The organism is Achromobacter sp. 2789STDY5608615 (assembly GCF_001298995.1).
Taxonomy (GTDB): domain Bacteria; phylum Pseudomonadota; class Gammaproteobacteria; order Burkholderiales; family Burkholderiaceae_B; genus Achromobacter; species Achromobacter insuavis.
Genome location: NZ_CYTY01000068.1, coordinates 1 through 23,146, shown reverse-complemented (window position 1 = coordinate 23,146; position 23,146 = coordinate 1). Strand labels below are relative to the sequence as shown.

Annotated in this window: 21 protein-coding genes and 2 tRNA genes; 15 read left to right on the top strand and 8 right to left on the bottom strand. The window is 67.2% G+C overall.

All coding sequences use genetic code 11. The annotated features are described in order from the left end of the window. The first annotated feature begins 788 nt into the window (after nucleotides 1-788). Together AOZ49_RS32790 and AOZ49_RS30355 are read left to right on the top strand one after the other, a co-directional pair. Nucleotides 789-1,175 carry a hypothetical protein gene (locus AOZ49_RS32790; protein ID WP_156355793.1) on the top strand — a complete coding sequence of 129 codons (387 nt, stop codon included), beginning with the start codon at nucleotides 789-791 and terminating at the stop codon, nucleotides 1,173-1,175. A gap of 806 nt (nucleotides 1,176-1,981) precedes the next feature. After that, the gene (locus AOZ49_RS30355; protein ID WP_156355792.1) at nucleotides 1,982-2,932 is read left to right on the top strand and encodes a hypothetical protein; all 951 of its coding nucleotides are present in this window, start codon (nucleotides 1,982-1,984) and stop codon (nucleotides 2,930-2,932) included. A 191-nt stretch (nucleotides 2,933-3,123) separates the two neighbouring features. Here the strand turns inward: AOZ49_RS30355 and AOZ49_RS30350 are convergent. Next, a tRNA-Ser gene (locus tag AOZ49_RS30350) sits at nucleotides 3,124-3,213 on the bottom strand. Nucleotides 3,214-3,334: 121 nt separating this feature from the next. Here AOZ49_RS30350 and AOZ49_RS30345 point away from each other — a divergent pair. The 3 genes from AOZ49_RS30345 (at nucleotide 3,335) to secG (ending at nucleotide 5,715) form a co-directional block, all read left to right on the top strand. Beyond that, nucleotides 3,335-4,312 (top strand): NAD(P)H-quinone oxidoreductase, encoded by a 978-nt coding sequence (locus tag AOZ49_RS30345; protein WP_054479593.1) that lies wholly within the window; start codon nucleotides 3,335-3,337, stop codon nucleotides 4,310-4,312. Nucleotides 4,313-4,440: 128 nt separating this feature from the next. Continuing rightward, nucleotides 4,441-5,187: a triose-phosphate isomerase gene (gene tpiA / locus AOZ49_RS30340; RefSeq protein ID WP_054433438.1), complete on the top strand. Its 747-nt coding sequence runs from the start codon at nucleotides 4,441-4,443 to the stop codon at nucleotides 5,185-5,187. A 21-nt stretch (nucleotides 5,188-5,208) separates the two neighbouring features. After that, on the top strand, nucleotides 5,209-5,715 hold the full coding sequence (gene secG, locus AOZ49_RS30335; protein WP_054479591.1) for a preprotein translocase subunit SecG: 507 nt from the start codon (nucleotides 5,209-5,211) through the stop codon (nucleotides 5,713-5,715). Nucleotides 5,716-5,806: 91 nt separating this feature from the next. Here the strand turns inward: secG and AOZ49_RS30330 are convergent, their stop codons facing one another. After that, nucleotides 5,807-5,986, bottom strand: a complete 180-nt coding sequence (locus AOZ49_RS30330) for a hypothetical protein (protein ID WP_054479589.1) — start codon at nucleotides 5,984-5,986, stop codon at nucleotides 5,807-5,809. Nucleotides 5,987-6,306: 320 nt separating this feature from the next. On the opposite strand from AOZ49_RS30330, the gene AOZ49_RS30325 reads away from it, so the two are divergent. Continuing rightward, nucleotides 6,307-6,391, top strand: a tRNA-Leu gene (locus AOZ49_RS30325). A 286-nt stretch (nucleotides 6,392-6,677) separates the two neighbouring features. Further along, a complete protein-coding gene (locus AOZ49_RS30320; RefSeq protein ID WP_054479587.1) occupies nucleotides 6,678-8,774 on the top strand; it encodes a PhoX family protein in 2,097 nt (698 codons plus the stop codon). 143 nt (nucleotides 8,775-8,917) lie between these two features. Here the strand turns inward: AOZ49_RS30320 and AOZ49_RS30315 are convergent, their stop codons facing one another. After that, on the bottom strand, nucleotides 8,918-9,223 hold the full coding sequence (locus tag AOZ49_RS30315; protein ID WP_054433434.1) for a hypothetical protein: 306 nt from the start codon (nucleotides 9,221-9,223) through the stop codon (nucleotides 8,918-8,920). Between the two features lie 411 nt (nucleotides 9,224-9,634). On the opposite strand from AOZ49_RS30315, the gene AOZ49_RS30310 reads away from it, so the two are divergent. Beyond that, nucleotides 9,635-11,224: a methyl-accepting chemotaxis protein gene (locus AOZ49_RS30310; protein WP_231690488.1), complete on the top strand. Its 1,590-nt coding sequence runs from the start codon at nucleotides 9,635-9,637 to the stop codon at nucleotides 11,222-11,224. Nucleotides 11,225-11,260: 36 nt separating this feature from the next. Here the strand turns inward: AOZ49_RS30310 and AOZ49_RS30305 are convergent, their stop codons facing one another. Beyond that, a complete protein-coding gene (locus AOZ49_RS30305; protein WP_054479583.1) occupies nucleotides 11,261-12,076 on the bottom strand; it encodes an aminotransferase class IV family protein in 816 nt (271 codons plus the stop codon). A gap of 372 nt (nucleotides 12,077-12,448) precedes the next feature. On the opposite strand from AOZ49_RS30305, the gene AOZ49_RS30300 reads away from it, so the two are divergent. Beyond that, complete coding sequence (locus tag AOZ49_RS30300) at nucleotides 12,449-13,048, top strand: nitroreductase family protein (protein ID WP_006393323.1); 600 nt, start codon at nucleotides 12,449-12,451, stop codon at nucleotides 13,046-13,048. A gap of 199 nt (nucleotides 13,049-13,247) precedes the next feature. Continuing rightward, nucleotides 13,248-13,862, top strand: a complete 615-nt coding sequence (locus tag AOZ49_RS30295) for a hypothetical protein (RefSeq protein ID WP_054479581.1) — start codon at nucleotides 13,248-13,250, stop codon at nucleotides 13,860-13,862. 5 nt (nucleotides 13,863-13,867) lie between these two features. Here AOZ49_RS30295 and AOZ49_RS30290 read toward each other — a convergent pair whose 3' ends face one another. Together AOZ49_RS30290 and AOZ49_RS30285 are read right to left on the bottom strand one after the other, a co-directional pair. After that, on the bottom strand, nucleotides 13,868-14,800 hold the full coding sequence (locus AOZ49_RS30290; protein ID WP_054433429.1) for a hypothetical protein: 933 nt from the start codon (nucleotides 14,798-14,800) through the stop codon (nucleotides 13,868-13,870). Between the two features lie 79 nt (nucleotides 14,801-14,879). Beyond that, nucleotides 14,880-15,653, bottom strand: a complete 774-nt coding sequence (locus tag AOZ49_RS30285) for an extracellular solute-binding protein (protein WP_054479579.1) — start codon at nucleotides 15,651-15,653, stop codon at nucleotides 14,880-14,882. Between the two features lie 566 nt (nucleotides 15,654-16,219). Here AOZ49_RS30285 and AOZ49_RS30280 point away from each other — a divergent pair. Beyond that, nucleotides 16,220-16,948, top strand: a complete 729-nt coding sequence (locus AOZ49_RS30280; RefSeq protein WP_054479577.1) for an META and DUF4377 domain-containing protein — start codon at nucleotides 16,220-16,222, stop codon at nucleotides 16,946-16,948. Between the two features lie 30 nt (nucleotides 16,949-16,978). Here AOZ49_RS30280 and AOZ49_RS30275 read toward each other — a convergent pair whose 3' ends face one another. Both AOZ49_RS30275 and AOZ49_RS30270 read right to left on the bottom strand, forming a co-directional pair. Then, the gene (locus tag AOZ49_RS30275; RefSeq protein ID WP_054479575.1) at nucleotides 16,979-17,710 is read right to left on the bottom strand and encodes a TehB-like domain-containing protein; all 732 of its coding nucleotides are present in this window, start codon (nucleotides 17,708-17,710) and stop codon (nucleotides 16,979-16,981) included. Nucleotides 17,711-17,839: 129 nt separating this feature from the next. Then, entirely contained in the window at nucleotides 17,840-18,559 is a 720-nt protein-coding gene (locus AOZ49_RS30270) for a Crp/Fnr family transcriptional regulator (RefSeq protein ID WP_054479573.1), read from the bottom strand. 61 nt (nucleotides 18,560-18,620) lie between these two features. On the opposite strand from AOZ49_RS30270, the gene AOZ49_RS30265 reads away from it, so the two are divergent. The 4 genes from AOZ49_RS30265 to AOZ49_RS30250 all read left to right on the top strand — a co-directional run bounded on the left by AOZ49_RS30265 (nucleotide 18,621) and on the right by AOZ49_RS30250 (nucleotide 23,085). Continuing rightward, the gene (locus AOZ49_RS30265) at nucleotides 18,621-19,616 is read left to right on the top strand and encodes an ABC transporter substrate-binding protein (protein WP_054479571.1); all 996 of its coding nucleotides are present in this window, start codon (nucleotides 18,621-18,623) and stop codon (nucleotides 19,614-19,616) included. Then, nucleotides 19,613-20,407 carry an ABC transporter permease gene (locus tag AOZ49_RS30260; protein ID WP_054479569.1) on the top strand — a complete coding sequence of 265 codons (795 nt, stop codon included), beginning with the start codon at nucleotides 19,613-19,615 and terminating at the stop codon, nucleotides 20,405-20,407. Before AOZ49_RS30265 ends, AOZ49_RS30260 begins: the two co-directional genes overlap by 4 nt. After that, nucleotides 20,400-21,083 carry an ABC transporter ATP-binding protein gene (locus AOZ49_RS30255; RefSeq protein WP_054479568.1) on the top strand — a complete coding sequence of 228 codons (684 nt, stop codon included), beginning with the start codon at nucleotides 20,400-20,402 and terminating at the stop codon, nucleotides 21,081-21,083. The genes AOZ49_RS30260 and AOZ49_RS30255 overlap by 8 nt, the downstream gene beginning before the upstream one ends. A 94-nt stretch (nucleotides 21,084-21,177) precedes the next feature. Next, nucleotides 21,178-23,085 carry a TonB-dependent receptor family protein gene (locus AOZ49_RS30250; protein WP_231690487.1) on the top strand — a complete coding sequence of 636 codons (1,908 nt, stop codon included), beginning with the start codon at nucleotides 21,178-21,180 and terminating at the stop codon, nucleotides 23,083-23,085. Nucleotides 23,086-23,146 lie beyond the last annotated feature (61 nt).

Here is a 23,146-nt window from a genome sequence, read left to right as displayed (position 1 = left end):
CGGCAACAAAGGTTTTTAACCCTGGACTCTATTTCGGTGCCGTACTAAGTCTGGGGGCAGGTCAAAGCTGATCCAGCTGGGCTTGCAATGCGTCGATCTGGGCGTTGACTGCGTCGATAGCCTTCTTCACCATTGTCTTGATGTTTCTTTGCCCAACGAGGCATTGTCATCTGTGGGGGTAGGCAGCAGCTGGAAGTCTCGACCAAAGGCATGAATACCGCAGCCGTCGACGGTGCCCGCAGGATCCCACTGTCCGTTTCTGGTCACAATGATCGCTTCACCTATGATTGCGACTCGGAGGGCAAAGACCCAGAAAGTGGATTCTGACTGCCTGATCATCCCGTATTGGACCTGGCCCATAGTGACGGACTGTGGCGTTGGTATCAGGCCAAGAGTCCATCTCAGTGCGATGCCGACGGGCCAGAGGCGTGCGCGAACGCTTGTGGGCTTGAAGTACAGGAGCTTGACGCGGGTTGCCATGGCAGACCCCTTTCGTGTGTAACGCAAGGTCAGCCTATCAAAGCTCCTTGCTACCACGTACAGGGGATAACCCTATGATTTGTCCTCTGGACATAGGATGAATACGCCTGGGAGCGGCCGTGCTTGCGAGCGGCCGGCTTGGTGGCGTGCCGAACTTCTTGAGCAGCAGCTCGGCGTCCTTCAGGGTCTGGTAGTGGCTGCACATGCCACCCTCTCATGGGATGGCCAGATAGGGTCCACCGGGCGAAGGTTGCCGCCATTGATGCATATTCGGTTACAGTCAAATACCCTCAGTTAAGGAGTGCATCATGCGGTCTCTTCTTTTCGCGGTTGTTCTGAGCGCTGCCGCCGCGCCAGTTGCTGCGCAAATGAACTGTAATACGATCGGCGTATCGACCTTCTGCACGGACGCTGGCGGCAATAGTTACACGGCAAATACCATCGGTGGCGCGACCTTCATCAACGGATCGAATGGCTACTCAGCGGTGCAAAATTCTATTGGCGATAGCACGTTTGGCTCCGATAGCAATGGTCGTACTTGGAACGCGAACACGATTGGAGGCACGACCTTTGGCAGCGACAGCAACGGCTACACGTGGTCGGCGAATTCTATTGGTGGCTCCACTTTCTTGAACGATAGTGATGGTGGCAGTGCTATGTGCAATCAGATAGGCGGCACGGTGTTCTGTCAGTAGGGCGAGGCGGTGTGCGACTCTCGTTCACGCAAATCGCTTCTTAAGCATCGTCAACGCGGTGTGTACCTTACAGTTGCTGCGATCTGTCGACGTGCTTGATCAGCTTGCCGAGCTCGGCCGCCGCGTAGTGCGACGTCATGCTGCCATCGGTGTGCCCCAACCGCACCCGTCCGTCTTTATGTAGCGCGCCCACGGCCCGCAATAGGCGGCCGAAGGTGAGCTCAAATCGTGCGCCCGCAACCGCCTGAACGCCCTGTGGGCCGGTATCCCATGGGGCAGTGTCCACTTTCGCAGCGCGTTTTCCTCTATACGTTGTCGTTTATCCGGTGCAGCAACCTGCCGGCGTAGGGGGAGATCCACTATGAGTGCTGCCCGCGCTGGCCATCAGTTGCCGCCTGACCAACACGGTTCAGGACTACCGGGCGCTCCTGGCGGTCTGCACCTCGCAATCCTCGAACTTGTCGCCGAAGTCTCAATGAGCGGGACGGACTCGAGTCTGGGCCGCATGCGCGCATCGCACCACTTCCGCGCACAGATTCAGAATCTGCACGACGCGCCGCGGCGCGAGGTTAGCTGTCCGCGGCGCCCGGCCAGCATTGGGGGGGAGAAAGATGGCAAGCCGCTGTTGCGACTACAGCCTCGAGTATGTGGCCACCATCAGCCCCGTTGATGCCCTTGTCTTGCCTTAGAAATATCTGTAGAGTTTCGCTATGCAGCATGGGTTTGAGACGCCGCCACCGGCAAAGTTCTCGACCTATAGTCCGCCGCCGCCAAAGGGCTCGTCGGACTAGCTGGATTCTCAAGTTGTGGTCGACTTTCAGAGTCCTTTCGGCACCGTTTCGGCGGCGCCATCGCTGCATCTGCTTTACCTCAGCTTGCCCATGGTTTCTCTTTCCAATGGCTGGCGAATTAAACGACCGATTTCTCCAGCGCATGTATGGAAACGCGAAATCATGAAGCGCAAATCTTCGTCTATTCAGGCACGTAATACCATTCTCGTCCGTGATATCGCGGACAAACTCTCGGCCATGACGCCCCAACCGGCATCAAAGTTTGTAACCTTATCGGCGTGGCTCGAACTCGTTTCCGCGGCTCGCGGCTTCGGCAGTTACGCTGCCTACACCCAGGCCGTCAAGGACAACGCTGAGCCGGCCGATGTCAAGAAGACGCAGCTCTGGCTGGTCGATCCCGAGGTAGTCGATTCGCGCAGTGCCAGCTTGGGCCTAGCCCATCTGCTCAATGTGTATGACGTGGTCGATGGGCTGCGGATCGTGGTTAAGGAGCTGATGGAACGGTTTCCGGATGGCTCGCTGAAAATCGAGCTTGAGCCGGCTGCTTTCTTCGAGGTGGACACCGGATCGATCGTCTTTGACGCGCTTGGCTACGCGCTTAACCCGGCGCCGAAAACGCGTGACGATCTGGCTAATCGGGATCTCGATCTGACCGTCGACGAGAACGAGTTGTCGGTGGCTAGGATCGGACCGCTGCCTGACAAGGTCGGCGGTTGGCTCCGTGCGTCCTTTACCGGGCAAGCGATTCAGGACGATTCGCGCGGCGAGTACGCCGACCCCGACGACGAGGTGTCGGTCGATTTCACCGCCCGCGTCCGCTTGCAGCGCACCGGTAAGCAGCTGTACTCGGGTTGCAAGGCGGAAATTCTGACCCTCTACGGTCACGCTGCTGGCAGCTTCAAGCCGGATCCTGATACCGATCCGGGAGAACTCGACTCCACCAAGTACGACGACATGGTCCGCTAACCACGATCGCGGGCCTGGTGCTCACCAAGGGCGCCGCGTCAACTGCGGCGCCTTTTTCTGCAGCATGGTCTTCTCGATGCCGAGTCCTTTTTCCCGACCGCGTTGTGCTCGTGACAGTTAGCCTCGCATGGTGGGTGCACTGGCGGGTATTGGAAATAAAATATTTTAATTAATTGATTTTATTGATTTTCTGGCGGAAGCGGTGGGATTCGAACCCACGAAGGGTTTAACCCCTTGCCGGTTTTCAAGACCGGTGCAATCGACCACTCTGCCACGCTTCCTGCTGCCGCAATGTACTGCGGAAGCGGCAATCCGGCCGCCAGGCAAACACTCTACCCGGCGAAAACACGACTTGCCGTAAAGGGCGCAATAATAATCCATTTGCTGCGAAGGAGGCACGCGATGCACGCTGTAGAAATCTCCCGCCCGGGCGGCCCCGAGGTCCTGGTCCCCGTCGAACGCCCCACGCCCGAGGCCGGCAAGGGCGAAGCCCTGATCAAGGTCAGCGCCGCCGGCGTGAACCGTCCCGACGTGTTCCAACGCAAGGGCAACTACGCGCCGCCTCCCGGCGCGTCCGACCTGCCGGGCCTGGAAGTGGCCGGCGAGATCGTCGGCGGCGACCTGGCCGGCAGCGGCTTCGCGGTGGGCGACAAGGTCTGCGCGCTGGTCGCGGGCGGCGGCTATGCCGAATACTGTGTCGCGCCGACGGCCCAGTGCCTGCCGATCCCCAAGGGCCTGTCCGACATCGAGGCGGCCGGCCTGCCGGAAACCTACTTCACCGTCTGGAGCAACGTGTTCGACCGCGGCCGCCTGGCCGACGGCGAGATCCTGCTGGTGCACGGCGGCGCCAGCGGCATCGGCACCACGGCCATCCAGCTGGCCCGCGCCATGGGCCACACGGTCTACGCCACCGTCGGCAGCGACGAGCGCGCCCGCGCGGTCGAGGCCCTGGGCGCGGCGCGCGGCATCAATTACAAGACGCAGGACTTCGTCAAGGAAGTGAAGGACGCCACTGGCGGCCGCGGCGTCGACGTGATCCTGGACATGGTGGCCGGCGACTATATCGCCCGCGACATGCAATGCCTGGCCGACGACGGCCGCATCGTCATCATCGCCCAGCTGGGCGGCGCGCAGGCCAACGTCGACACCAGCCAGGTCATGCGCCGCCGCCTGACCATCACCGGCTCCACCCTGCGGCCGCGCCCGGTCGACTTCAAGGGCGCCATCGCCCGCGCGCTGCGCCAGCGCGCCTGGCCGTTGCTGGAGCAGGGCGCCATCAAGCCGATCGTGCACGCCACCTTCCCGCTGGCCCAGGCCGGCCAGGCCCACGCCATGATGGAAAGCGGCGAGAACATCGGCAAAATCATCCTGACCGCGTAAGAAACGCGCGGTGTTCGGCGCGGCGCCGCGCAACAGGATACAATCACGGGTTTCGCCTGGAATTATTTCCAGGCCAGCCCGTGGGCGGGTGCTTTTCCCCCGGGTTCATCCACTCTGACATTTGCGCCATGACTTCAGTCGAACACCGCGCCCGCCTCGTGCTGGGCAACTGGAAGATGCACGGCAACCTGGCCGAGAACGCCGCGTTGCTGACCGAACTGCGCGCCGCGGATGCCGCCAGCCATTGCGAAATCGGCGTCTGCGTTCCGTTTCCTTACCTGGCGCAGGCTGCCTCGGCCCTGACCGGCAGCGCCGTGTCCTGGGGCGCGCAGGACGTCAGCGCCCACGACAAGGGCGCCTACACGGGCGAAGTCTCGGGCGCCATGCTCAAGGAATTCGGCTGCCGCTATGCGCTGGCCGGCCACTCCGAGCGCCGCGTGCTGCACGGTGAAACCGACCAGATGGTCGCCGACAAGGCCCGCGCGGCCCTGGCCGCCGGCCTGACCCCGGTGGTCTGCGTGGGCGAGTCCCTGGCCGACCGCGAAGCCGGCAACACGCTGGCCGTGATCGAGCGCCAGCTCAAGCCGGTGCTGGCGCTGGGCGCCGAGGCCGTGTCGCGCATGGTGCTGGCCTACGAGCCCGTCTGGGCCATCGGCACCGGCCGCACCGCCAGCCCCGAGCAGGCGCAGGAAGTCCACGGCGCCATCCGCGCCGCCCTGGCCGCGCTGGGTGCGGCACAGGTTCAGGTTTTGTACGGCGGCAGCGTCAAAGCTGCCAATGCCGCCAGTTTGTTCGCCATGACTGATATCGACGGAGCCCTGGTCGGCGGCGCGTCGCTCGTGGCCGAAGAATTTTTGCGAATCGCCGCCATCTAAGTTTCCGTTCCGGAGTCTGTAATGCCCTTGATGCTCAAACTTCTGCTGGCCGTCCAAGTGATCTCGGCGCTGGCTATCATCGTGCTGGTCCTGCTGCAGCAGGGCAAAGGCGCCGACATGGGGTCCGCGTTCGGCAGTGGCTCGTCGGGCAGCCTGTTCGGCGCCACCGGCGCGGCCAACTTCCTGTCGCGCGCCACCAAGTGGGCCGCGGTGGTCTTCTTCGCGTCCACGGCCGGCCTGGCCTATGTCAGCCACAAGGGCACGAGCGGTCCCGCCGTCGAGTCCGGCGTGATGCAGAACTTCCCGGCCGACCGTTCCGTGCCGCAGGTGCCGGGCGCCGCGCCCGCCCCGCAAGGCGCCGGTGCCTCGTCGGTGCCGGGCGCTTCGTCCGTGCCGGGCGCCGCATCGTCGGTTCCTGGCGCCGGTTCGGCCCCGGCCCCGGCCCCGGCCGCCCAGCCGGACGCCTCGGTGCCGTCGGCCCCGGCGCCCGCCGCTGGCGACAAGCCGGCCGAGACGCCCGCCAAGTAAGCGTCCCGACCCCATGAAAAAGGCCGGCTATCGCCGGCCTTTTTTCATGGCGTTCCGCCTTGGAACGCCGAGGGTCTTGCGGGAGATGCGCTCAGGCGCCCGGCAGCATGTGGCGCGCCGAGACGGCGAGGATGCGCTCGGCGGATTCGCGCAGCTGGCGCGCTTCGCGGTAGGCCCGCAGGGACACGACGGCATCGTAGCGGCGTGAGCTGCGCGGGCCGGCGAGCAGCGTGGGACGGCGGGTCAGGATCGGGGATATCAGACGTTGCATGGTGGAGCCTTTCTACGGGCCTGAGGCCCTGTTGTGTATGGCTGGCATCGTAAGCCGGCCGGGCATGCGCGCCAACGAATTCCCTTTCATATGAATATCCGGGAGGAATTCCCCGGGAACGGCCCGGGCGTGCGCATGACCCTGCCAGTATTGCCGGTCGACATGACAGATTGATGCCAGGCGCGGCGCGGCTTGTAAGGGGGTGTTGCCCGGCGCGTGAGGGGCTGGAACGACAGGACGGGGGGGATTCACGCGAATCGCCAATTGCGTGATAGAATGTTCGACTTCCTAGGAAAGCATGGCTTTTCTAGCGATAGTTAGCCGACGTGGTGAAATTGGTAGACACGCTATCTTGAGGGGGTAGTGGCGAAAGCTGTGCGAGTTCGAGTCTCGCCGTCGGCACCAGGAATCAAGAAAAGCCCGCTGGAACGCAAGTTCCAGCGGGCTTTTTGCTTTGTAGCGCTTGCCGCCTGGTTGTCTTGCTGCGCCAGGTTCCTTTGCGGCGCTTGCCGCTGCGGGCGATGCTTCGGACGGTTCGCCCCTGCATCACCCCGTTCAGGCTTGTCAGCCACTCCGTCAACTCAAACCTTTCATTTAGCTGTTATTAACCCGTCATGTTGGACAGCGATCATGCCGGCAGGCTGGGTCGCGGGTGAGCCAGTCGATAACAGCGACATTGACAGGAAAACTGATGAGTTCTTCGGACCAGGACGATATCCCGTCCAACCCCTCCACGGCACCGCATTTCAACGAAGTGGTGCGGCGCGCCGTGTCGCGGCGCGGCTTTCTCAAGGCCGGCCTGGGCGCCGGCGCCGTCGGTTTCATGGGCGCGGGCCTGACGGCCTGTGGCGGCGATGACGACGATGATTCGTCCAATGGCAACCCTGGCAACCCGGGCGGCGAGACGCCCGCCAAGCCGGTGGAGCTCAATTTCAAGGCCGTGCCCATCAGCACCGCCGACACCGTGGTGGTCCCCGAGGGCTACCAGTTCGCCGTGATCAGCCGCTGGGGCGATCCGCTCTTCACCGGCGCGCCGGCATTCAAGGCCGACGCCAGCAACGGCGGCGACGACCAGGCCCGCCAGCTGGGCTACAACCACGACGGCCTGCACTTCTTCCCGATCGACGGCAGCGACAGCGTCAACGGCAGCAGCGTGGAAGGCCTGATGGTCACCAACCACGAATACACCACGCCGGAATACTTCTACCCCGTCGGCGTGCAGCCCGGCAACGCGCAGTGGAACCTGGACTGGGTGCGCAAGTCGCAGCACGCGCACGGCGTGTCGGTGCGCCACCTGCGCCTGGCCAACGGCAAGTGGGAAGCGGTGCTGGATTCGCCGTTCAACCGCAGCGTCAACGCCAACGTCGCCATGCAGCTGGTCGGCCCGGCCGCGGGCAACCGCCTGGTGCGCACCAACGCCGACCCGTCGGGCACGCGCTGCTTCGGCACCTTCGGCAACTGTGGCAACGGCTACACGCTGTGGAACACGTACCTGACGTGCGAAGAGAACTTCACCGATTATTTCGGCGTCGGCACCGCCGACCCGGCCACGGTGAACTATCCCGATGTCGAATACCAGGCGCACATGGAGCGCTACAAGGGCTCGGGCAAGACCTCCAGCAGTTCGTACCGCTGGGACCACTACGACAATCGCTTCAACTGGGCGCAGGAGCCCAATGAATACAACCGTTGCGGCTGGGTGGTGGAAATCGATCCGTTCGATCCGAACTCCACGCCCAAGAAGCTGACCGCGCTGGGCCGCTTCAAGCACGAGAACGCCGCGATGACGCTGGCCGACGACAAGCGCGTGGTGGTCTACATGGGCGACGACCAGGTCAGCGAATACATCTACAAGTTCGTGTCCGACGGCAAGTACGACCCGGCCCGCCCGGCGCTGAACCGCCTGTTGCTGGACAAGGGCACGCTGTACGTCGCGCGCTTCCTGGACGGCGCGGCGCAGGGCGACGCCATGGGCGTGGGCGAGTGGATTGCGCTCAAGCTCGACACCCCGGCGCAGGCCGGCGGCACGCTGGGCGCGATGTTCAACCAGGACATGGGCGAACTGCTGGTCAAGACGCGCCAGGCCGCCGACGCCGTGGGCGCGACGCCGATGGACCGGCCCGAGTGGATCACCACCCATCCGACCACCCGCGAAGCCTACGTCACGCTGACCAACAACAGCTCGCGCGGCAGCGGCAGCGCGCGCTATCCGGGCGGCCCCAACCACCCGGGCGCCAATGACGCCAACCCCCGCACCGGCAACCAGTACGGCCAGATCGTGCGCTGGCGCGAGAAGAACGGCGACCCGGCGTCGCTGACCTTCGAGTGGGACATCTTCGTGCTGGCCGGCAACCCGACGCTGTACCCGCGCACCGACCTGCGCAGCGGCTCGGCCAACGTCACTGCCGACAACACCTTCAACAGCCCCGACGGCCTGGCCTTCGACAAGCGCGGCCTGCTGTGGATCGAGACGGACGGCAACTACTCCAACACCGGCGTCTACGCCGGCCAGGGCAACAACCAGATGCTGGTGGCCAACCCGGCCACCAAGGAGATCCGCCGCTTCATGACCGGCCCGGTCGGTTGCGAAGTGACCGGCCTGACCTGGACGCCCGACCAGAAGTACCTGTTCATCAACATCCAGCACCCGGGCGAAGGCCCGAGCGTGACGGATGCGCAGAATAACCCGCTGATGGCCTCGAAGTGGCCCGACGACGCCAGCGCCAGCCGGCCGCGTCCGGCCACGGTGGTGATCTGGAAGCAGGACGGCACGGCCGTCGGCAGCTGAAGCCGCGTGCGCGGCCGCGGGCTTGTCCCGTGGCCGCCGGCATGCCTGATGACGTATCGGCCGGCGCCTTGTGCGCCGGCTTTTTCTTGCGCGGGCGTCTTGTCCGCCGATGGGGGGCGACCGCGCGCGAGCGCGGGCCGCCGCTATCGCAGATGGTGGCCGAAGGCGATGGCCGCCACGACGAAGGTGATGGCGCCCGCCGCCGCCAGCCAGTTGGCGCGCCTGGCCGCCAGGGCATCGCGCCGCGCCATGCCGATCAGCGCCGCCACCAGCGACCACAGCGCCGTGAACGCCAGCAGGGTCAGCGTGTAGACGAAGTTCGAAAGATCGTAGCCGCCGCCGCCGATGGACCGATAGCCGGGGCTTTTGGGCCAGAGCAGGGCGACATGCCAGCCCGCGATCACGACGAACACGGCAAGCCAGATCAGGAATCGTCGGTCTTTCAGCATCGATGGGATCTCCGGGTTGGCACGCGCCTAGTCTGACACCGATGCGCCGGCGCTGAAACCCGTCGGTTTGCCGGCATCGCGGCATTACCGCATTACCGCATTACGGCGTCGCGGCATCACGGCATGACAGCATCACGGCGCCAGTCGCGACCAGTCCGCGGTGCCGGCCGACGGAATATCCATGCCCGTCCCATCGTCCACCCTGCACGCGCGCCGCGGATCACTGCGGCGTTCACGCCATGGACTAGGGTATTTTTTGTAATCATAGTTATATATAATTAATCATACTTATTTAATAGTTTTAATAAATTCACCAGATAGGCATTCCCGGCCAGGCCGGTTGCCGCAGGAGGTTTCATGCAGGATTCCCATTCCCCCTCACGCTCCCTGCGCAGCACGGGCGGTTTGATCATGCTCGGGTTCACCGTCGTTCTTTGCCTGATGGTGTTGCTGACCGTGGTCGGCATCACCCAGGTGAACCGGATGAATGGCGCGCTCAGCGCCATCAACGACGTCCATGGCGTCAAGCAGCGCTACGCCATCACCTTCCGCGGCAGCGTCCACGACCGTTCGATCGCGCTGCGCGACGCGGTGCTGGCCAATCCCGGCGAGCTGCGCGCGCTGGCCGCCGACATCGAGCGCCTGAAGCGGCAATACGATGAGGCCGCCGCGCCGATGGATGCGTTGTTCGCGCCGGGCGCGCAGGTGTCGCAGCAGGAGCGCGACACGCTGGCCGGCATCAAGGAGATCGAGACGCGCACGCTGCCCGTGGTGCAGCGCCTGTTGGCGGCGCTGGAGCGAGGCGACGCGGCGCAGGCGCGGCCGTTGCTGGACCAGGCGCGGCCGCTGTTCGTGCAGTGGCTGGCCGCCATCAACCGCATGATCGACCTGGAAGAGCGCCTGATGAAGGACCAGAGCGACATGGCGCGCCGCGTGGGGATCGACTTCCAGCAGCTGATGCTGGCCTTGACCGGCGCCGCGATCCTGCTGGGCGCGGGCCTGGCCTGGCTGATCGCCCGCCGCATCACCCGCGCGCTGGGCGCCGAACCGGCCGCGCTCAAGCACATCGCGCAATCGGTCAGCGCCGGCGACCTGGCCAGCCCGATCGCGGTCAAGCCGGGGGACGAGAGCAGCATCCTGGCGACGCTGGCGGGCATGCAGCGCAACCTGGCTTCGGTGGTGGGGGGCGTGCGCCAGCATGCCGACGCGGTGTCGGTGGTGAGCGTGCAACTGGCCGAGGGCAATGCCGATCTGTCGGCCCGCACCAGCGACGAGGCCCGCGCCCTGCGCCAGACGGCCGACTCGATGGAAGAGCTGACCGGCGCGGTCAAGCGCAATGCGCACGACGCGCAGGAGGCCGGCGTCATGGCGGGCCAGGCCATGGACGCGGCGCGCCAGGGCAGCCAGACCATGCATGCGGTGGTCGATACCATGGAACACCTGTCGAAGGCGTCGGCGCAGATCTCCGAGATCACGTCGGTGATCGAGGGCATCGCCTTCCAGACCAACATCCTGGCGTTGAACGCCGCGGTCGAGGCGGCGCGCGCGGGCGAGCAGGGCAAGGGCTTCGCCGTGGTCGCCAGCGAAGTGCGCTCGCTGGCGCAGCGCTCGGCTACCGCGGCCAAGGAGATCAACACGCTGATCAGCCAGTCGGCCGAGACGGTGCGCCAGGGCGTCGAGCGCGTCGGCGCCGCGGGCGAGACCATGGACCTGATCCTGGACTCGATCACCCAGACCACCGCGACCATGCACGGCATCGTGCAGGCCTCGGTCGAGCAGACCGGGCGCATCGAGCACGTGGCGCGGGTCATCGCGCAGCTGGACGAGGATACGCAGAAGAACGCGCAACGCGTCGAGGAAGCGTCGGCCGGGGCCGAGGCGCTGCGCGAGCAGGCCGCGGACCTGCGGCAGGCGGTTTCCGCGTTCCGCGTGGGCGGCGCGGGGGCAAGGGCGGATGTGCGCATCGCGCCCGCGGGCAATGGGCTGCTGCTGCCGGCCTGATCGCGTCGCGGCCGCCGGGGCGGGCGGCCGGGCGCGCTACACGGCGGCCAGCGGTTCCGCCTGGTAGGCGCGGTGCAGCCGCTCGATGAAGGCGTCCGCCGGGGGCAGGGCGATGCCGGCGACCCGGCTGACCGCGATGCCCGGCGTCCAGGAATTCATGACCGCCGCGCCTTGCAGCCTGGCGACGTCGGCGGGCGCGATGGGGCGAGTCCGCTGCGGCACGCCCATCCGCGCCAGCTGCCGCTGCACGATGCCCATGGTGGTGCCGACCAGCATCTCCGCCTCGGGCCACACCACCGCTTCGCCATCCCAGAACGCCAGGTTCCAGATCGAGGCCTCGCTCAGGCGGCCCTGGCGGTCGACGAACGCGACGTCGTCGTAGCCGGCCTCGGCGGCCTGCCGCAGGTAGTAGGTCTTGGCGGCCTCGCCCACGTGCTTGATCGACGGCACCAGGCGTTCGTGCGCGACCGTGGCCAGCGCCAGCGGACCGGCCGGACCGTTGGCGGGCGGACCGGTGCGCACCAGCACCCGCGGCCGCGCGTCCGGGCCGGCCACGGTGAATTCGCCAGCGGGGGAATAGAGCGTGGCGGTCAACGACTGGTCGGCCGGGCCGGCCTGGATCGCCGCGCGCAGGCGGGCGCGGATCTCGTCGTCCGGCAAGGCCTGGCCGAACAGCGTCTGCGAGGCGGCGCGCAGCCGTCCAAGGTGCAGGTCCAGGCCGCGCACCTGGCGCCCGCGCACCTGCAGCGCCGTGAAATGGGCATAGCCGGCGAACGCCAGCGGCGCCAGTTCCACCGGGGTGGCGGCCTGGCCATCGAGTTCAACGACAAAGGAATCGGCGTCTGCCGGCATGGGAAATCTCCAGGAAGGGGCGCCGCGCCGCGGATTGCCGGGCGGGCGAAGAGTCGGGATCGAGGCGCAGGGCCTGTTCGGTACGAGCACTATCCGCGATCGCGGCGGGCCTGGGAAACGAATGATTTTCAACCGATCTTCAAGCGGAACTTGAAGATTGGCGCGATGCGGGAGGGCGTTGGCATGCGCATGGCATGCCAGGCGAATCGGTGCGCCATCCTTCCGGTCGAGCGGCATTCGCTACAAAACTGGAACAGTTTGTTCCGGGAAAAAGCGCCGTTTTAGGGCCCGCAAAGGTGGCCGCCCGCGGCCTCGGCCAGTAGAATTTGCTCACTCGTTACCCTCTATCTACCAGTCGAAAGGCATATCCTCATGAGCAACGCATACCTCGACGCACTGAAGAAGCGCCGTACGCAATATTCGCTGGGCCGCAACCTGTCCGCCTCGAAAGAGGAACTGGCGTCCCTGATCCAGGAAGCGATCAAGCACAGCCCCTCGTCGTTCAATTCGCAGAGCTCGCGCGCCGTGGTCCTGTTTGGCGCCGAAAGCGACAAGCTGTGGAACCTGGCCATCGAGGAAGTGCGCAAGGTCGCCCCGGCCGAAGGCTTCGACAAGACCGAAGCCAAGCTCAAGAGCTTTGCCGCCGGCGTCGGCACCGTGCTGTTCTTCGAAGACCAGGACGTGGTGCGCAGCCTGCAGGAGAAATTCGCGCTGTACGCCGACAACTTCCCCGTGTGGTCGGAACAGGCGGGCGGCATGGCCCAGCTGTCGGTCTGGACCGCGCTGGCCAACGCCGGCGTGGGCGCCAGCCTGCAGCACTACAACCCGCTGATCGACGCCGCCGTGGCGCGTGAATGGAACATCCCCGCCAGCTGGAAGCTGCGCGCGCAGATGCCGTTCGGCTCGAACGAAAACGGCTTCGGCGAAAAGGGCTTCATGGACGACGCCGAACGCTTCCGCGTGATTGGCTGATCCGGCGGGCGCCTGGCGCCCGGACCGAAAAACCCGCACGTCCCCCTCACGGGACCTGCGGGTTTTTTCATGGCATGCGTCTGCCCGGCATGGGGCGGGAAAACCCGCGGACCGTGGGCGAGCGGGCGCAACCGCGGGGTTGGGCGGACGGCGGGCAGGCATAATCCGGGGTTTTGTCCGTATCCAGAAAGGCCCTTCCGTGACCGACGCCGTACCCATCAGCCAAGCCGACTACGACCTGCCCCTCGAGACGCTGGAGGCCCATCTGCTGGCCCAGCGCCAGCGCGCCGCCGACGTGGTCAACGCGGCCACGCGCACCTGGACCTGGATACGCCACGGCGCGTTCCTGGCGTCGATCGTCATCGTCGGCATCGAGAAGCTGACCACCGGCAAGGTCGGCGCGCACACGGCGGTCTTCGCCAGCGTGATGCTGCTGATGGCGCTGAGTTTCATCGCCGCCGCCAAGACCCGCCGCATCATCAAGGGCCTGGGCAACGGCCAGCCGACGCCGAAGTGGGTGCTCAAGCGCATGATCCGCAAGACCATTTTCAAGGGCGCCGCGAGCCTGAAGGGATCGGCACGCTTTTATCCGGACCGCTTCGTGCTGGACCAGAATGGCAGCCACTTCGAGTCCGACTATGAAAACGACAAGATCGAACTGATGGCGCTGACGCCGGATTATCTGCAGATCATTCCGGTGCAGCGCCAGGACGTGCCGGACGAGGTGTATTTCATTCCGCTGGCGCAGGTCAGCCAGCCCGAGGAATTGCTGAAGTTCCTGAGCGGCAAACCGAATTATGTGGATGCGGCCTGAGACGCCTATTCGTAGGCCTGCCTGTCCGCCGACCACTTGAACGTGCGCTTCCATTTGCCGCCTTGCTGGCGCAGCTGGAGGTCGAAATAGCCGCCGGTCTTGCCCGACAGGATCACCAGGGAATTGCTGGCGTCGGATTCGTCATGCTCGCGCGTGCCGTCGGGATTCCAGTCGCCGGCGATGGTCTTGACGAACGACATGGGCCGGGCGAACGCGACGCGCAGCGTCGCGCCGTCGATGCGGAACAGATACAGGGCCTCGAAGTCGGCGCCGCCGCCCGCGTAGCCTTCGCTCCAGCCGGCGCGCAGGCCGAACGCGGTGCTGTCCGGCGCGATCTTGTAGGGCGCCAGGTCGAAGCGTTTCCAGCTTGCCGGGGCGGACAACATGGGGGCGCCGGCGTCCTGCATCGCCAGGTCGATGGGCGGGTCGATATTGGTGTCGCTCCAGTCGGTCGGCGTGGTCACAGGAGATTCGGTGCGCGCCACCAGCCTGGGCGCGGCGCCGGGCGCCGTGTCGAAGACGCCGACCCAGACGTCGGTCCGGTCTTCGTCTTGCGACAGGCTGTTGCAGTCGCCGCCGCCGTACTGTTTGAGCCGTTCCGCGCGCTCGGCGCTGGCCGCCAGGCACACCAGCGCCACGTAGGCGCCGGGGCGCTGCGGCCAGGCCTTGGCGCCGGCCACCAGCAGACGCTTGGGGTTCTGGCCGGGCGCCAACTGCCGCAGCAGGAAATCGCTGCTGAAGCCGGCCGGCAACTGCGTGCCCAGGCCATCGGGCCGGGGCGCGCCGCTCATCTGGCTGTCGTACATCTTGCGGGCGTCCTGGGTCTTGATGGCGCCGGGAACCTGGTCCAGCGATTGCACCCGGGTGTCGGCCAGGGCAGCCGGCGCGTGCAGGGCGAGGACCAGCGGGCAAAGCAGCAAAGCGGCGCGGATACGCATCGGCATGGCCTGGCGATGAACCAGGCGGTAGTGGAGTTGACCGATTATCGCTGAACGCCGCTGACGCGCGCCCGTCGCGTCAGTCCGTTTTCCAGCCCCACTTCTTGAAGATCGCGCGGCCCTCGGCCGAGGCCAGGAAGTCGACAAAGGCCTGCGCCTGCGGATTGGATTTGCCATGGCGGGTCACGACCGCGCCCGCGTCGCGGTAGATGCGGTAGGGCTCTTCCACCGCCACCACGTCGGCCAGCGTGGGGTTGGAGACCTGCCAGATGTTCCAGATCAGCCACGCGTCGATGCTCTTGTCCTCGGTCCACTGACTGCGCGCCTGCGCGCTGTTGCCGGCCTCGGGCAGCACCAGGTTGGCGCGGAACGCGCGCACGGTCTCGATGTCGCCGAGGCGGCCGGCCACGTCTTCCCACAGGCCGGTCTGGCCGGCGCCGGACACCGCCATGACCTTGACGCCGGGCTTGAGCAGATCCTTGAAGCCCTGGATGCCCTTGGGGTTGCCCGGCCGCACCAGGATCGCCGACGGTCGCAGGTAGAGGGTGCGCGCATCGCGCAGGTCGAACACGCCGGGCAGGGTGGCGGCGAAGCCGCTCATCATGTTCTCGGCGCCGCTGAACAGCACGTCGGCGTTCTGTTTGGCCTGTTCGGCCCAGGCCGGCGTGGGGCCGGCGGTGACCTTGACCTGGATGCCGTGCTGCTTGCCGAAGGCTTCGGCGGCTTCCTTCATGGTGGGGGGGGCGGGGCCGCCCGGGCCGTAGACGTTCAGGTCCTGCGCGGCCCAGGCGCCGTGGGCGGCCAGGGAGGCCAGCGCCAGCAGGATGCTGGCCAATCGCTTGTTCGACTTCATGCGGGAATGCTCCGGTTGTACCGGCCCGCGCCAGGACGACGCGCGGCCAGCGGATGGTGGCGGGCGGGGGCGGCGCCGCATCGGGCTGCGCGTCGCCTCGAAAGGGTGGACACGAGCGAGGGGGCGAATATTCCGCGCGGCGGGCTGGCGGTCGTCGCCATGGCGAGGGCGGGCCGCCGCGATCCTTGCGCGCCGGGCATCGGCTTGCGCGTGGCCGCAATAGTGTTGCGGCGGATGTGCGAGGAAAGTGTCTGACTGTAATACCGTGGATCAGGGAAAACCCGCATGACAGTAGGCGTTCAAGCTGTCATTTTCAGCGGGAAGACAGCTTGCCTGGCTGCCCGCGGCGTCGCCGGAATCGGACGTTTTGCGGCAAGATCTTGATACGTCCTGGCGTCCCGTCGGCCCTTTTCGTCCACGACGCGGACGTAGAATCCGGGTTTTCACCAGTGCCACACGCTTGATAGGAACAACCCATGAAAAAAACAATTCTCCTGGCGTCCGTCTGCGCCGCGCTGCTGCAGGCATGCGCGCCGGTTTCCTCTCCTGGCGAAGGATCATCCACCATGCCCAGCACCGCGTCGTCGTCGTCCCAGTCCGCCCTGAGCCTGCCGGCCTACTACTGGCGCCTGGCGTCCGCCACCGATGCCTCGGGCAAGGCCATTCCCGCCTTGCAGAAGGGCATCGAACAGCCGCTGCGCCTGTCGTTCTCGGCCGATGGCATGAACATCCGCGGCGGCTGCAACACGCAGTTCGGCGGCTACACCTATAAGGACGGCGTGCTGCATGTCGCCAACCTCGCTTCGACGATGAAGGCGTGCGAACCCGGCCTGATGAAACTGGATGCCGAGATCGGCCAGCGCCTGAAGGGCGACCTGCGCGCCACGCTCAGCGGCGAGTCCACCGAACCGGTCCTGGAACTGGTGGCGCAGGACGGCAGCGTGCTGAAGTTCGTCGGCGAGCCGACGCCGGAAACCCTGTACGGCAGCGCCGGCGAGATCATGTTCCTGGAAGTGGCGCCCAAGCGCGCCGATTGCAGCCATCCCATGATCCCGCGCTACCAGTGCCTGATGGTGCGCGAGCGCCGCTACAACGACGCCGGCGTGCAACTGCCGCCGCAGGAAGACTGGCATCCGCTGTACCAGTCGATCGAAGGCTACGATCACCGCGACGGCGTGCGCACCGTGCTGCGCGTCAAGCGCTACGACTGGAAGAACCCGCCGGCCGACGCGCCGTCGAAGGTGTACGTGCTGGACCTGGTGGTCGAGCAGGACGCCTCGGGCAAGAAGAAGTAAGGCGGTCGCGCCCCGCGCGGGCGCGATGCGTCATGCGCCCGGCGGGTTCTCCGCCGGGCGGTCCGCGTCATCCGGCGACGCCTCGTCCGCCCGGCAGAACGCGATCTGGAAACTCCCCGGCAGTTCGAAGGCGACGTGGTGCCGCACTTGCGGCGCGATCAACACGCGCTGTCCGGCGGCCAGCACCACCTCGGTGTGCGGCGGGTCGTCCAGCGTGTAGCGCAGCACGCCGCTGTGCACGGTCAACAGTCCCCAGGTTCCCGCCTTGGTCGCATGGGCCGAGCGCAGCGCGGCCGGCAGATTCTCGGGCGTGAACATCGGACTGTCGCGGTAGGGCCGCACGCCCGCGGGCAGGGCGTCCGGCAGGCCGGGCGCGGTTTGCCGGTGCTGCCAGACATGCCACAACTTGGCGGCGATGCGTTCGGCCATGGCATCGGCGCGTGCCTGCAGCGCCGGCGGCCCGAGTTCCGCGGTGACCTCGTGGAACAGCGCCAGCCAACGCTGGAACAGCGGCCACGACAGGTCTGGAATGCGCGCATGCGCGGGAATCGGCGCGCCCTTGAAGCGGCGCGTCTCCAGCAGCAGGGCGGACCAGAAGTCACACAGCATGGACAGGTGCGCCGGCCAGTCGGTCACCCGCGCGTTGAAGATCGGCCCCAGCGCGGCATCCTGGCGCACGCGGGCGTAGAACCGGTGCACCAGGCGTTGTATGTCGTCCTCGGTGATCGGGGCGGCGGGCAGGTCGGGGGAGGCGGGCGGCATGACTGGGCAAGGAACAGGATCGCCGCATTGTCCGCCCGGGAGAGGGACGGCGCCGATGACGAATGTCATTGGCGGGCAGGGGCCGGCATCGCGGCCCGCGCGCCATTCCGGGCGCGGCGGGCGAGCCCGTCAGAATGGCCGCTTGGCCGTGGTCGCCAGTTTTTCCAGATAGGCCGGCGTGTGCAGCACCCAGTCGCGGCGCTTGCCGCTGACGTGGCCCTGGGTCTGCCAGTCGTTCAGCAGCCGGCTCAGGGTTTCGGCGCGGATGCCCAGGTGCGCGGCCAGCTGGCGCTGGTTCAGCGGCAGCGTCACCGCGTCGCCCTGGCGCTCGCGCAGTCCCATCAGATAGTTGGCCAAGCGCTCGGGCGCCGAGCTGGACGTCATCCAGTCGACCTTGTTGACCTGGTCGTACAGGTTCTTGCTCAGCCCCGCCAGTAGCGCCAGCGCCAGGTCCGGCCATTGACGGCAGGCGTCGTGCAGCCGGCGGCGGCACAGCCGCCAGCCCTGGAAGGCGGTGCGCGCGCGCGCCTGCATCGGATAGCGGCCATGCGGCATGAACATGGCGGCGTGCGCCATCAGCGTGCCCGGTTCGAACACGCGGAAGACGCGTTCGTCGCCGTTGTAGCCATAGCGCATGACCTCGGCCTGACCGTGGCCGACCAGCAGGTAGTGGCGGGCAACATCGCCTTCGCCGAACAGGATCTGCCCGGCATCGGCATGTAGCGGCACGGCGTCGCCCGCCAGGTACGCGGCAACCTCGGCGGCCGCCTGGGGCGGCAGGCCGCGCAGCAGCGGATGGCGGCAAAGCAGGTCCGCCGCGACCGGGTCGGGCAGATTGATATTTGTCATTCTGGGTCTTTCGGCGTGAATGGGAGAATTTTAAACGATAACAATTCCCATTTGAAATCCAATGAAAAACACCCTGACGCGCCGCCATTTCTGCGCCGCGATCGCCGCCGCGGCGCTGCTGCCGGGTTGGGGCGCGGCCCGCGCCCGCCCGCGCGCCACGCTGACGCTGGCCGGACCCGGCGCCGTGGTCAGCTACCCGTTGATGCACATGGCCGCGACCGGCGCCCTGGCCGGGCAGGCGGATTCGGTGCGTTTTCGCCTGTGGCAGAGCGCCGACCAGTTGCGCGCGCTGCTGGTGAACGGCGACGTCGACTTCAGCGCCGCGCCCAGCACGCTGCCGGCCCTGCTGCGCAACCGCGGCCTGCCGGTGCGCCTGCTGAACATTTCCGTCTGGGGCATTCTCTGGCTGGTCAGCCGCGATCCGGCCATCCAGTCGTTCGAGGACCTGGCCGGCCACGAACTGGCGGTGCCGTTCCAACGCGACCTGCCTGCCGTGCTGCTGGACACGCTGCTCGAGGCCCAGGCCGCGCGAGGCCTGGCGCCCGTCAAGCTGCGCCGCACACGCGACGGCCAGGACGCGATCGCGTTGATGCTCGGCGGCCAGGCCGAACACGCGCTGCTGGTGGAGCCCATGGCGTCGCTGCTGTTGTGGCGTGCGCGGCAGCAGGCCGGCGCGCCCGCGCTGCATCGCGGCCCCAGCCTGGAGCAGGCCTGGCGCGCCGCGTTTCCCGCGCAGCCGTCCCTGCCGCAGGCGGGCGTCATGGCCGCCGCCGGCGTGGCCGACGACGCGGCGCTGTGCCAGGCGGTCGACGCGGCCTATGCGGCCTCGGCGCGCTGGTGCATGGATCACCCGGCCGAATGCGCGGCGCTGGTGCGAGAGCATCTGCCGCACATGCCGCAGGCCGCGCTCGAAGCCGCCATCCGCCAGACGCGCCTGCAGAGCCGCAGCGCGCGCGAGGCGCGGCCCGAGATCGAAGCCCTGTACCAGTTGCTGGCCAACCGCTATCCCCAAGCCATCGGCGGCGGCCTGCCGCCCGTCGGCTTCTACGGACCATGAGCGGCCCCTCTTCGTCGCGCCTGAACGCGCCCGTCCTGCGCACCTCGCGCGCCTGGAGCGTGGCCGGCGTGTTGCTGCTGGTGCTGGCCTGGCATCTGGCCGCGCGCCAGCTCGGGCCGCTGCTGATGGCGACGCCCTGGGAGGCGCTGCGCGCCATCGGCCCGCTGGTGCGCAGTCCGCAGTTCTTCGCCAACGCTGGCGTCAGCCTGATGCGCATTGGCGTGGGCGTGCTGGCTGGCGCGTCGCTGGGCTTCACGCTGGGCATGCTGGCCGGCCACAGCGCCCGGCTACGCGGCCTGATCGAGCCGTTGCGCTGGCTGTTGATGGCGATGCCGCCGGTGGTCGTGGTGGTGCTGGCGATGCTGTGGTTCGGGCTGGGCTCGTCGATGGTGATCTTCATCACCACGTTGATGATGGCGCCGGGCATGTACGTCAACACCGTCAAGGGCATGCTGCACGTGGACCGCAAGCTGATCGAGATGACGCAGGTCTACCGCTATGGCGCATGGTTGCGCCTGCGGCACCTGTACCTGCCCGCGCTCAGCGCGCCGTTGCTGGCGGCCCTGCTGATCGCCGCCTGCGGCGGCGTGCGGCTGGTGGTCATGGCCGAGGTGCTGGGGGCCGAGAACGGCGTGGGCTACGCGCTGGCCAATGCCCGCGGCACCTTCGACACCGCCGAGCTGTATGCCTGGGTGCTGCTGATCCTGGGCCTGGTGGCCTTGCTGGAGTTTGTTTTCCTGCAACCGCTGCAGCGCCGCCTGGGGCGCTGGATGGAGCCGAGCCATGCTTGAGCTGCGCGGCCTGTCCCTGCGCTACGGCGCGCAATCCGTGCTGCGCGATGTCGACCTGCGCCTGCGGCCGGGCGAGCGGCTGGGGCTGATCGGTCCCAGCGGCGCCGGCAAGAGCAGCCTGTTGCGCCTGGCCGCCGGCCTGGCGCGGCCCAGCGCCGGCGTCTTGCGCAACGATTTCCGCCACGCCGTGCTGATGTTCCAGGAACCGCGGCTGCTGCCTTGGCGCCATGCGCTGGACAACGTGGCGCTGCCGTTGCGCGCCGCCGGCCATGCGCCCGGCAGGGCGCGGGCGCTGGCGGCGCAATGGCTGTCCCGCGTGGGCCTGGACGCGGCGATGCAGGCGTGGCCCGGCGAGCTGTCGGGCGGCATGGCGCAGCGCGTCGCCCTGGCCCGCGCGCTGGCGCTGGGGCCGGACCTGTTGATGCTGGACGAACCCTTCAGCGCGCTCGATCCGGCGTTGCGCCGCCAGCTGGCCGCTTGTGGCCGCGACGAGCTGGCCCGCAGCGGCGCCGCCTTGCTGTGCATCAGCCATGACCCCGAGGAACTGCTGGGCCTGGTCGACCGCTGCGTGCTGGTGCGGCAGGGCCGCGTCATGCCGATCGAGCCCGATGCCGGCGGCGGCTTGTCCGCCGCGCGTTTGCGCGCGCTGTTGCTGGAGGCCGGCGCCGCACCTTGATACGGGTGTTACCAGGGTTTCCCGCCGTTCCGATTTCTCCGTTCGCCGGCCTTGCCATGAACGTTTTCTTTCCTTGCCACGTGGAAGTATTCGCATGACGTCCCCCCTCCTGCGCCAGTTGGCGTCCAGCCTTACCCTGGGTGTGCTCGGCCTGTCCGCGGCCCATGCCCAGTCCCAGCCCCCCGCCGCGGCCGGCCAGGCCGTGCCGTCGCTGTCGCCGGTGATCGTGTCCGGCGAGTCCGCCACGCGCGGGCTCGACCCCGGCCCCCAGCGGGTCCGGGCCGAACAGCAGGCCGTGCCGGGCGGCGCCAACCTGATCCTGCCGCAGCAGGAGGTGCGCCTGATCACGCTGCGCGACGCGCTCGACTACCAGCCCGGCGTGGTGGTGCAGGAATTCTTCGGCGGGCTGGACCAGCCGCGCTTGAACATCCGCGGTTCCGGCATCCAGAGCAATCCGCTCAGCCGCGGCATCCTGTTGATGCAGGACGGCCTGCCGCTGAACGATGCGGACGGCTCCTTCGTCATCAGCCTGCTGGAGCCGCGCAATGCCGGCCTGATCGCCGTGCGGCGCGGCGCCAACGCGCTCTCGCCCGGCGCCACGACGCTGGGCGGCGAGGTCGATTTTCAGTCGCTCACCGGCACCCAGAGCGACCAGGTCCGGCTCGGCACAGGCAGCTTCGGCACGCGTTCGGTCACGCTGTCCAAGGGCTTCGAGGACGAGCGCCTGGATGGCCGCTTCAGCTTCGGCTACGACAAGTCGGATGGCTACCGCCATCACTCCGCGTCCGAACGTTCGAGTTTCCAGGGCAACCTGGGCTTTCGTCGCGGGACCTTCGAGAACCGCACCTATCTGTCATACACCGACCTCAAGTTCGACATTCCCCAGCCGGTGCCCAAGGCCCGCATGTATGCGGATCCGCGCGGCGTGCTGGGCGACGGCAATTCGCCGCAGGACCTGGCCAACAACGTCTACAACCGCGATCCGCACCGCGACACCAGCCAGTTCCGCATCGCCAACCGCAGTTATTGGGGCGGCGATGACCTGAACCAGACCGCCGGTCTCTATTGGCAGCGCACCAACGACGACTTCACCAATCCGCAGGTCGCCAACGTCACCGACGGCGACACCTACGGCCTGGCGTGGCAATTGGCCGGCAAGGCCGGCAGCGTCGACTACCGCATCGCGCTGGACTGGCAGCGCAGCGACATGGACCGCGACCTCTACGCCATCCGTCCGGCGGATGGCCGCCGCCTGCAGCGCTTCGGCAACTATGCGCTCACCGCCGAGAACCGCAGCGCGCTGGTGGGCCTGGACTGGCATGTCACCGGGCAGCTCAGCCTGGTCGGCGACCTGAAGTACACGCAGGCGGTGCGCGACGCCCGCGAGCGCGGCAGCGGCAAGACCCTCGACCAGGACTGGAACTACGCCACCCCGCGCCTGGGCATCGTCTGGCAGCCGGCGCAGACGCAGCGCTGGTATGCCAACGTCAGCCGCAGCAACGAGGCGCCGACCTTCTGGGAGATCGTCAACGGTGAAGTGCCCGCGCCGATGAACCCCGCCACGGCCGTGACCTCCATGAGCAAGCTCGACCTGCAGCGCGCGCTGACCTACGAGGTGGGCGGCGATGGCACCTTCGCCGTGGCGGGCCGCGACCTGCGCTGGACCGTGTCGCTCTATCGCAGCCGGGTCGAGGACGAACTGATGTCCGTCACCAACGCCAACGGCACGCCGGCCGGCACCTACAACTATCGCGGCCGCACCCGCCACCAGGGCATCGAGGCCGGCCTGTCCGGCAGCCTGCCCGCGCCGGGCGACGGCCTGCTGGACTACCGCGTGGCCTACACCTTCAGCGACTTCCGCTTCCGCGACGGCGAGTTCCAGGGCAACCGCATCGCCGGCGTGCCGCGCCACTTGCTGAGCGCCGAGTTGATGTATCGCAAGGGCGGCTGGCGCGTCGGGCCCAACCTGCGCTGGCTGATGAGCGACACTGAAACCAACTGACCTGCCCCCAGACTTAGTACGGCACCGAAATAGAGTCCAGGGTTAAAAACCTTTGTTGCCG

Excerpts from the sequence above, each read along its gene's own strand:
- AOZ49_RS30345 (WP_054479593.1), top strand. The coding sequence starts at position 3,335 with ATGCACGCTGTAGAAATCTCCCGCCCGGGCGGCCCCGAGGTCCTGGTC.
- AOZ49_RS30310 (WP_231690488.1), top strand. The coding sequence starts at position 9,635 with ATGCTCGGGTTCACCGTCGTTCTTTGCCTGATGGTGTTGCTGACCGTG.
- AOZ49_RS32790 (WP_156355793.1), top strand. The coding sequence starts at position 789 with ATGCGGTCTCTTCTTTTCGCGGTTGTTCTGAGCGCTGCCGCCGCGCCA.
- AOZ49_RS30305 (WP_054479583.1), bottom strand. The coding sequence starts at position 12,076 with ATGCCGGCAGACGCCGATTCCTTTGTCGTTGAACTCGATGGCCAGGCC.
- AOZ49_RS30315 (WP_054433434.1), bottom strand. The coding sequence starts at position 9,223 with ATGCTGAAAGACCGACGATTCCTGATCTGGCTTGCCGTGTTCGTCGTG.
- AOZ49_RS30270 (WP_054479573.1), bottom strand. The coding sequence starts at position 18,559 with ATGACAAATATCAATCTGCCCGACCCGGTCGCGGCGGACCTGCTTTGC.
- AOZ49_RS30330 (WP_054479589.1), bottom strand. The coding sequence starts at position 5,986 with ATGCAACGTCTGATATCCCCGATCCTGACCCGCCGTCCCACGCTGCTC.
- AOZ49_RS30265 (WP_054479571.1), top strand. The coding sequence starts at position 18,621 with ATGAAAAACACCCTGACGCGCCGCCATTTCTGCGCCGCGATCGCCGCC.
- AOZ49_RS30290 (WP_054433429.1), bottom strand. The coding sequence starts at position 14,800 with ATGCGTATCCGCGCCGCTTTGCTGCTTTGCCCGCTGGTCCTCGCCCTG.
- AOZ49_RS30320 (WP_054479587.1), top strand. The coding sequence starts at position 6,678 with ATGAGTTCTTCGGACCAGGACGATATCCCGTCCAACCCCTCCACGGCA.
- AOZ49_RS30260 (WP_054479569.1), top strand. The coding sequence starts at position 19,613 with ATGAGCGGCCCCTCTTCGTCGCGCCTGAACGCGCCCGTCCTGCGCACC.
- tpiA (WP_054433438.1), top strand. The coding sequence starts at position 4,441 with ATGACTTCAGTCGAACACCGCGCCCGCCTCGTGCTGGGCAACTGGAAG.
- AOZ49_RS30285 (WP_054479579.1), bottom strand. The coding sequence starts at position 15,653 with ATGAAGTCGAACAAGCGATTGGCCAGCATCCTGCTGGCGCTGGCCTCC.
- AOZ49_RS30255 (WP_054479568.1), top strand. The coding sequence starts at position 20,400 with ATGCTTGAGCTGCGCGGCCTGTCCCTGCGCTACGGCGCGCAATCCGTG.
- AOZ49_RS30275 (WP_054479575.1), bottom strand. The coding sequence starts at position 17,710 with ATGCCGCCCGCCTCCCCCGACCTGCCCGCCGCCCCGATCACCGAGGAC.
- AOZ49_RS30300 (WP_006393323.1), top strand. The coding sequence starts at position 12,449 with ATGAGCAACGCATACCTCGACGCACTGAAGAAGCGCCGTACGCAATAT.
- secG (WP_054479591.1), top strand. The coding sequence starts at position 5,209 with ATGCCCTTGATGCTCAAACTTCTGCTGGCCGTCCAAGTGATCTCGGCG.
- AOZ49_RS30250 (WP_231690487.1), top strand. The coding sequence starts at position 21,178 with ATGACGTCCCCCCTCCTGCGCCAGTTGGCGTCCAGCCTTACCCTGGGT.
- AOZ49_RS30280 (WP_054479577.1), top strand. The coding sequence starts at position 16,220 with ATGCCCAGCACCGCGTCGTCGTCGTCCCAGTCCGCCCTGAGCCTGCCG.